Below are 6,812 nucleotides of genomic sequence, written 5' to 3'. Positions count from 1 at the left end.
AACGCCAAAGCACGCGAGGCGCGTGCCGCTTACGCCAATGCAACTTGACAATCCAGATAGTCGCTCATCCGTCGCGCATTTCATGCGCGCCACCTTCTCCCACAAGGGGAGAAGGGCGCTAGAATCGCGGAATATCCGGAAATGCCAGCTTGCCGCCATGCACGTGGACGCGGCCGAGTTCGGCGCAGCGGTGCAGGGTCGGAAACACCTTTCCTGGATTGAGCAGGCCTTGCGGATCAAAGGCGCATTTCAGACGCTGCTGCTGGTTGAGATCGATCTCGGAAAACATTTCCGGCATCAGGTCGCGCTTCTCGATGCCGACGCCGTGCTCGCCGGTGAGCACGCCGCCGAGTTCGACGCAGCAGCGCAGGATGTCGGCGCCGAAGGCTTCCGCGCGCTCCATCTCGCCGGGCTTGTTGGCGTCATAAAGAATGAGTGGATGGAGATTGCCGTCGCCGGCGTGAAAGACGTTGGCGACGCCGAGCTGGTATTTTTCCGACAGTTCGCGGATGCGCGCCAGCGCCTTCGGCAACGCGCCGCGCGGGATGGTGCCGTCCATGCAGAGATAATCAGGCGAGATCCGCCCGACCGCGGGAAAGGCCGCCTTGCGGCCGGCCCAGAACAGGTTGCGTTCGGCTTCCGAATTGGAGATCTGGCAGGTGGTCGAACCGCAGCCCTGCGCGATTGTCTCGACCCGGCGGATCAGTTCGTCGACCTCGATGCTCGGGCCGTCGAGTTCGATGATCAGGAGCGCCTCGACGTCGAGCGGATAGCCGGCATGGACGAAAGCTTCGGCGGCGTGGATGGCGGGTTTGTCCATCATCTCCATGCCGCCAGGGATGATGCCGGCGCCGATGATGCGCGCGACGCATTCGCCGGCGGCCTCGACCTCGGCAAAACCGACCATCAGCGCGCGCGCCGTCTCCGGCTTCTGCAGGATGCGCACGGTGATTTCGGTGATGACGCCGAGCAGACCCTCCGAGCCGGTGATAATTCCCATGATGTCGTAGCCGGCGTTCTCCGCCGACTTGCCACCGATGCGCAGGACCTCGCCGTTCATCAGCACGATCTCGCAGCCGAGCACGTTATTCGTGGTCATGCCGTATTTCAGGCAATGCACGCCGCCCGAATTCTCAGCGACATTGCCGCCGATCGAGCAGGCGATCTGCGATGACGGATCGGGCGCATAGTAGAAGCCGGCATGCGCCACCGCCTGGCTGATCGCGAGGTTGGTGACGCCGGGCTCGGTCACGACGACGCGGTTGTCGAAATCGATCTCGCGGATGCGCTTGAACTTACCCAGGCCGAGCAGCACGCCGTCCGCCAGCGGCAGCGCGCCGCCAGACAGCGACGTGCCGGAGCCACGCGGCACCACTTTGATGCCCTGCTCATGGCAATATTTCAGCACCCTTGAGACCTGCTCGGTGGTGTCGGGCAACACCACGACCATCGGCGGCTGGCGATAGGCCGTGAGGCCGTCGGATTCGTAGGCCAGCATCTCGGCCGCACTATCGATCACGCCCTCGCCCGGCACGATCGCCCGCAATGCAGCAACGATCTCACTGCGGCGATTGAGAACCGCCTGATCGGCAGCCGGCATCATGATGGCCATGCGGGTCCCTCCAAGCTTTGCGCTTTATCGATTTGTCCGGGAAAATCAAGCATTTCCGGGCTCAAATGGGAAGGCCGGGCGAAACTTGCTGCCCCGCAGATCAAGTTCTCTCTCGGGCAAGCCTGCCGCCGTGAACACTGTCAAAGTTTCGTCACTTGTCCAATCGAGGCAGGCCTGCCACAAGCGACCCGCCCACCTACCAGGGAAGAAACAAAGAGCACCACATGAAAACATCGATCTTGAGCGCGCTGGCCGTCGTCACCTCAGTGTTCGTTGCATCGGGCGCGCAGGCGCAGGATGTTGCCGCCGGCAAGACCTCGTTCAACAAGTGCCTCGCCTGCCATGCGATCGGCGAAGGTGCCAAGAACAAGGTCGGCCCCGAGCTCAACGGCATCGACGGCCGCCACTCCGGTACCGCGCCTGATTACAACTATTCGGACGCCAACAAGAATTCCGGCATCACCTGGAACAAGGAACAGTTCCTCGAATACATCAAGGACCCCAAGGCCAAGATCCCCGGCACCAAGATGGCGTTCGCCGGCATCAAGAACGAGACGGAAGCCAACAACCTCTGGGCCTTCCTCTCGCAGTTCGACAAGGACGGGAAAATCAAGCAGCAGTAACGGTCTCTTCGGTGGCGACGCCCATACAATGCGGCGTTGCCACCTTGTACCATAGTGTGGTACACTGCCTCGTTAAGGCAGTTCGCCTCGCATGATCGTAAGCTTCCGGGATGATTGGCTACGGGCTTTTTTCGTCGAGGACGTCAAGTCGCGAAATATCCCGCCCGATCTCGAAAGTCGGTTGTTTCGTAGGCTTCAGATGCTGGACGACGCGACCACCGAGCGAGATTTGAGGGTACCGCCGAGCAATCATTTCGAGAAATTGCGGGGCAATCTGGCGGGTTTTCACTCTATCCGCGTCAACAAGCAATGGCGGCTTGTATTCCGATGGTCAAACTCCAAGGGCGAAGCGGAAGGCGTCTACCTTGACGACCACAGCTATAGGTGAAGCAGGAGACGGTCATGCTGACGACCAAGCGCAAGCCGGCCACGGTCGGCGAAATCCTCAAGGAAGAATTCATGCAACCGCTTGGGTTGACTCAAGGCGCGCTGGCCGAGGCCATGGGGGTTCAACGCAAGCATGTCAACGAACTCTGCAACGACCGCCGGAGCGTCACTGCCGCGACCGCGCTCATTCTTGCCCGTGTATTCGGCAACAGCCCGGAATTCTGGCTGAACATCCAGCGGCGCAGCGACTTGTGGCAAGCGATGAATTCACCTGGCGAGCGTAAGCGGATCGAGCGTGCGAAGCCGATTGGAAGAGCCGCATAGCTCACTGCTAGACTTTGCGTAACCTTTTCCCTATTCCCCGGTCGCGACACTCCGCGGCTTCCCGATCATCGCTTCGATCTCCGCGATCACAAGGCTAGGCGCGGCATTCTGGATCATGTGGCCGGTGCCCGGCAGCACGATCAGCTTGGCATGCGGCACGGCGGCGGCGAGCGGGCGGGAATGGATGTCGGTCGACACCGTCCTGTCGGCGTCGCCGGCAATGATGGTGAGGGGCGCTTTGATCATGCCGTAGCGCGGCGCCTGCTCGGCGACTGCCGCCTTCAACGTCACCAGGTCGCGCGCATTGGCGATGAATTCGCGCGGCCGCAGCAAGAGCGGCGTTGCTGTATCCTTCACGAAACCGTCCGGCATGGTCTGCGGCAGGAATACACCGCGCGCGCCCGGCGCGGCGAGCAGCGTGCCGAGCGGCAGCGTGATCGTGTAGGCGAACAGCGGGCCGATCACAGGCGTGGCGATCAACTCGTTGTACTTGCCGACGCCGCCCCTCCAGGGATAGGCGACCGGCGCGAGCAGCACGAGGCCGGCCATGCGGTCGGGATCATCGAGCGCCAATCTCAGGCCCAGCGCGCCGCTCCAGGAATGCGCGACCACGACCGCCCGCTCGATGCCGAGCTTCGTCAGCACCTCCGAGATCATCCGGCCCTGAATCGCGGGCGTGGAGCCGCTGGCCCGTGCGCGGGTGCTCCAGCCATGGCCGGGACGGTCGATCAGGATCACGCGATGATCCCGCGCGAGGCGCTCGCCGAGCGGCCGGCGCATCACCTCGAGATTGGAGCTTGCGCCGTGCAACATCACGATCGGTGGCGAGGCCGCCTCGCGCGGACCGATATCGACGACATGCAGCGCATCGCCTGTCACCTCGACCATCAGGCCCTGCGCGGGAAAGGCCCGTTGCACCAGCACGACGCCTAACTGCGTGGCGGCGGCCAGCAGCGCCAGCGCCGCCACTGCGATCACAATCGTCATCGGTAAGGTCCGGTTGATCTGTTGCAGGGGAAAATTACGGCGCCCGGCGACGCCCATGCCCTATCGTCAGGCCACGCCGGTTTTCCACAACGCGCCCATCCTGTGGATAGCGGGTTCATACCAGCGTCATTACCTGTTCCGTAGATTCTCGCCGGCATTCTGCCAAAACGCGCGGCTTGATCGAGATGGAACACGGCAAGCCTGTCCACGCAATCCACAGGAACAGGACGCCGCAGCAACAGTTCATAAGGAAATTCGGAGGAGTATCAATGAGTTCCGATCCCTGCGAGACGGCTATCGACCAGATCGTCGCAAGCTGCAATGGCGACCTGCATGGCGCATTAAGGGCGCTGCTGTTGGTCAATGAGCAACTCGAGGCCGAGCTGCAACAGCTTTATGCGGCAGCGGCGCGCGACCAGTTCACCCGTAGCGGCAGACTGCTGCACTGAGTTCAAGGGCTCAACCCGGCGCCGTCACTTGAGCCCCTATTTGGGGTTGTCGGCCGGCGGTTGATCCCTTGGGCATTGGCTGATCGTGGAGCGGGCGAGCTTGGCGTCATCGACCGAGTTGTAGGGACCGTCGGCAAACCAGATGTTCCCGTCGACGATCGGGTTGCTGGTGACGATGTCGCAGGTGTTGGTGGCGCGATTGCCCACCACCCAATAGAGCCCTTCGGCAAGACCGACGACCGTCGTCGCGACGATCACCGTGCCGGCCAACAGCAAGGATTTCATGGCTTCGCTCCAGGCGGGTTCGAGCGGGAACCAAGCCGGGTAGCGGCAATTGTTCCGCGCCGCAATCGGCTGCCGGAAGTCGTGGTTAATCCCGTGAAACTAGATATCGCGGCCTTCGACCTTTTCGCTGAGCTGCTTCACCAATTCCGGCACCTTCTCCAGGTGCGGATTGATGGCAAGCGCCTTGCGGAAGGCGTCCAGCGCGCGCTTGTCGTCGCCGAGGTCCTGCATGATCATGCCGAGGCCGGCCAACGCGCCGAAATGGCGGGGTTCGCGGATCAGGACCTGCTGGATGTCCTCCAGCGAATGCGCATAGTCATTCTTTAGGTAATAGAGCGTCGCGCGTCGGTTCCAGCCCTCGATATAGTCCGGCCGCAGCTTCACGACGGCATCGAGCAGTTTCAGCGCGACATCGGCGTTCTGGGCGTCCATCGCAGCCTTGGCGCGCACCATCAGAAGCATTGCGGTATCGCTCGGCGTCTGCAGCCACTGCGCCCAGATCCGCGCCTCCACATGCTTGGCGCTGGCCTCATCGGGCGCCGCCTTCAGCGCGCCGAACAGGAAATCCAGTCCGCGGGTACGATCGGCGCCAACCTTCGGCAATTTGCTGGGCGCTTCGGGGAGCTTCTTCTGCTCCTTGGGCGGAGGGATGACCCGGGGATCGCCCTGGGCAAACGCCGCCGCAGGCGCCGCAATCACGATCGCGGCGATCAAAAACGCAAGTTTGCGAGTTATGAGCCTCAGGAATCTCAATTCCATCCGCATAGCTTAAACGCACAACGCCGCGCTGCAAAGCGGCGCGACGTCAAAGACGTGTGAAACGATGCGTCAGGGCGAGCCGACGGAAGGACCCGCGATCAGCCTTGGCGGGCCTTGAAGCGGCGCTGCACCTTGTTGATCACATAGACCCGGCCCTTGCGGCGGACCAGACGGTTGTTGCGATGGCGGCCGCGCAGCGATTTCAGCGAGTTACGGACCTTCATGGGACAATCCTGATGCGTTGAAAGGCCGTGCTCAAGCCCGAACCTAAAACCTGCCCAAATGTGGCGAAATGGGATTCGTCCCGAAAAACGGCCCTGCCGCCCGGGACGGCCGCGTTCTAAGCGATCAGGGGCATAAATGTCAATCTAATAGGCCCGCTACCCGCGGCTTTCTGGCTGTCTTGCGAAAATCGTTATATAGTATAATCAATTTGGAAGCCCCAGGAAGCAAGCCGCTGGGAACCCCAAGGACCTCCAAGAATGCCAAAGCTCAAGCTGCCCGACATCGACAATGTCGTCGCGATCGACATCCACACCCATGCCGAGGAGCCCTGCGGCATGCATGGCGACGACGGCTATGACGACTTCCAGGCGCAGATGGCGGAGTATTTCAAGTCGCCACACAAGCATCCGCCGACGGTGCCGGAAACCGCGGCCTATTACCGGTCCAAGAACATCGCGGCCGTGATCTTTCCTGTCGATGCCGAGCGCGAGACCGGTTTCCGCCGCTACAACAATTACGAGATGCTGGAAGTCGCATCGGAAAATCTCGATGTGCTGATACCCTTCGTCAGCATCGATCCGCACAAGGGCAAGCTCGGCGTGCGCGAAGCGCGGAAGCTGATCGAGGACTATGGCGTCCGCGGCTTCAAATTCCATCCGACCATGCAAGGGTTCTATCCGAACGACCGCCTCGCCTATCCGCTCTATGAAGCGATCAATGACGGCGGCGCGATCGCGCTGTTCCACACCGGCCAGACCGGCGTCGGCAGCGGCATGCCCGGCGGCATGGGGATGCGGCTGAAATATTCCAATCCGATGTATATGGACGATGTCGCCGCCGACTTCCCCGACCTGAAGATCATCCTCGCGCACCCGTCCTTCCCCTGGCAGGAAGAGGCGCTCTCGGTCGCGACCCACAAGCCGAACGTGTACATCGACCTCTCCGGCTGGTCGCCGAAATATTTCCCGCCGATCCTCGTGCGCTACATCAACTCGATTCTGCAGGACAAGATGCTGTTCGGCTCGGACTGGCCGGTGATCACGCCGGACCGCTGGCTTTCGGATTTCGCCAAGCTCGACATACGCGAGGAGATCCGCCCCAAAGTGCTGAAGGCCAACGCGCGGAAGATTTTGGGTATATAAAGTCGCCGGCAGACGATCG

10 protein-coding genes are annotated in these 6,812 nt (G+C 61.9%); 5 read left to right on the top strand and 5 right to left on the bottom strand.

The window, feature by feature from the left end:
- Positions 1–118: 118 nt before the first annotated feature.
- Positions 119–1,612 (bottom strand): FAD-linked oxidase C-terminal domain-containing protein, encoded by a 1,494-nt coding sequence (locus tag OZ411_RS18075; RefSeq protein WP_282529033.1) that lies wholly within the window; start codon positions 1,610–1,612, stop codon positions 119–121.
- A gap of 224 nt (positions 1,613–1,836) precedes the next feature.
- Between OZ411_RS18075 and cycA the strand changes: the two genes are divergently transcribed.
- The 3 genes from cycA to OZ411_RS18060 all read left to right on the top strand — a co-directional run bounded on the left by cycA (position 1,837) and on the right by OZ411_RS18060 (position 2,946).
- Positions 1,837–2,235 (top strand): cytochrome c-550 CycA, encoded by a 399-nt coding sequence (cycA, locus tag OZ411_RS18070; RefSeq protein WP_028166970.1) that lies wholly within the window; start codon positions 1,837–1,839, stop codon positions 2,233–2,235.
- A gap of 91 nt (positions 2,236–2,326) precedes the next feature.
- Positions 2,327–2,623, top strand: a complete 297-nt coding sequence (locus OZ411_RS18065) for a type II toxin-antitoxin system RelE/ParE family toxin (protein WP_130581428.1) — start codon at positions 2,327–2,329, stop codon at positions 2,621–2,623.
- A gap of 14 nt (positions 2,624–2,637) precedes the next feature.
- A complete protein-coding gene (locus OZ411_RS18060) occupies positions 2,638–2,946 on the top strand; it encodes a HigA family addiction module antitoxin (protein WP_130581429.1) in 309 nt (102 codons plus the stop codon).
- 30 nt (positions 2,947–2,976) lie between these two features.
- On the opposite strand, the gene OZ411_RS18055 is transcribed toward OZ411_RS18060, so the two are convergent.
- The gene (locus OZ411_RS18055; RefSeq protein ID WP_130581430.1) at positions 2,977–3,933 is read right to left on the bottom strand and encodes an alpha/beta hydrolase; all 957 of its coding nucleotides are present in this window, start codon (positions 3,931–3,933) and stop codon (positions 2,977–2,979) included.
- A 269-nt stretch (positions 3,934–4,202) separates the two neighbouring features.
- Here OZ411_RS18055 and OZ411_RS18050 point away from each other — a divergent pair, with 269 nt between their 5' ends.
- Positions 4,203–4,382, top strand: coding sequence for a hypothetical protein (locus OZ411_RS18050; RefSeq protein ID WP_028166972.1), 180 nt, complete (start codon positions 4,203–4,205; stop codon positions 4,380–4,382).
- A 36-nt stretch (positions 4,383–4,418) separates the two neighbouring features.
- Here OZ411_RS18050 and OZ411_RS18045 read toward each other — a convergent pair whose 3' ends face one another.
- The 3 genes from OZ411_RS18045 to ykgO form a co-directional block, all read right to left on the bottom strand.
- The gene (locus OZ411_RS18045) at positions 4,419–4,667 is read right to left on the bottom strand and encodes a hypothetical protein (RefSeq protein ID WP_130581431.1); all 249 of its coding nucleotides are present in this window, start codon (positions 4,665–4,667) and stop codon (positions 4,419–4,421) included.
- Positions 4,668–4,766: 99 nt separating this feature from the next.
- Complete coding sequence (locus OZ411_RS18040) at positions 4,767–5,426, bottom strand: tetratricopeptide repeat protein (RefSeq protein WP_130581432.1); 660 nt, start codon at positions 5,424–5,426, stop codon at positions 4,767–4,769.
- A gap of 98 nt (positions 5,427–5,524) precedes the next feature.
- Positions 5,525–5,650: a type B 50S ribosomal protein L36 gene (gene ykgO, locus OZ411_RS18035; protein WP_002718645.1), complete on the bottom strand. Its 126-nt coding sequence runs from the start codon at positions 5,648–5,650 to the stop codon at positions 5,525–5,527.
- A gap of 258 nt (positions 5,651–5,908) precedes the next feature.
- On the opposite strand from ykgO, the gene OZ411_RS18030 reads away from it, so the two are divergent.
- Positions 5,909–6,793 carry an amidohydrolase family protein gene (locus OZ411_RS18030; protein ID WP_208823803.1) on the top strand — a complete coding sequence of 295 codons (885 nt, stop codon included), beginning with the start codon at positions 5,909–5,911 and terminating at the stop codon, positions 6,791–6,793.
- Positions 6,794–6,812: the final 19 nt, after the last annotated feature.

Source organism: Bradyrhizobium sp. Arg237L (assembly GCF_029990105.1).
Taxonomy (GTDB): Bacteria; Pseudomonadota; Alphaproteobacteria; order Rhizobiales; family Xanthobacteraceae; genus Bradyrhizobium.
The sequence above is the reverse complement of the archived record's forward strand: the minus strand, read 5'-3'. Positions and strand labels throughout refer to the sequence as shown.

Bases quoted from the DNA above. Each gene is read 5' to 3' on its own strand.
- OZ411_RS18040 (WP_130581432.1), bottom strand. From the start codon at position 5,426: ATGGAATTGAGATTCCTGAGGCTCATAACTCGCAAACTTGCGTTTTTG.
- OZ411_RS18060 (WP_130581429.1), top strand. From the start codon at position 2,638: ATGCTGACGACCAAGCGCAAGCCGGCCACGGTCGGCGAAATCCTCAAG.
- OZ411_RS18055 (WP_130581430.1), bottom strand. From the start codon at position 3,933: ATGACGATTGTGATCGCAGTGGCGGCGCTGGCGCTGCTGGCCGCCGCC.
- OZ411_RS18075 (WP_282529033.1), bottom strand. From the start codon at position 1,612: ATGGCCATCATGATGCCGGCTGCCGATCAGGCGGTTCTCAATCGCCGC.
- cycA (WP_028166970.1), top strand. From the start codon at position 1,837: ATGAAAACATCGATCTTGAGCGCGCTGGCCGTCGTCACCTCAGTGTTC.
- ykgO (WP_002718645.1), bottom strand. From the start codon at position 5,650: ATGAAGGTCCGTAACTCGCTGAAATCGCTGCGCGGCCGCCATCGCAAC.
- OZ411_RS18045 (WP_130581431.1), bottom strand. From the start codon at position 4,667: ATGAAATCCTTGCTGTTGGCCGGCACGGTGATCGTCGCGACGACGGTC.
- OZ411_RS18050 (WP_028166972.1), top strand. From the start codon at position 4,203: ATGAGTTCCGATCCCTGCGAGACGGCTATCGACCAGATCGTCGCAAGC.
- OZ411_RS18030 (WP_208823803.1), top strand. From the start codon at position 5,909: ATGCCAAAGCTCAAGCTGCCCGACATCGACAATGTCGTCGCGATCGAC.
- OZ411_RS18065 (WP_130581428.1), top strand. From the start codon at position 2,327: ATGATCGTAAGCTTCCGGGATGATTGGCTACGGGCTTTTTTCGTCGAG.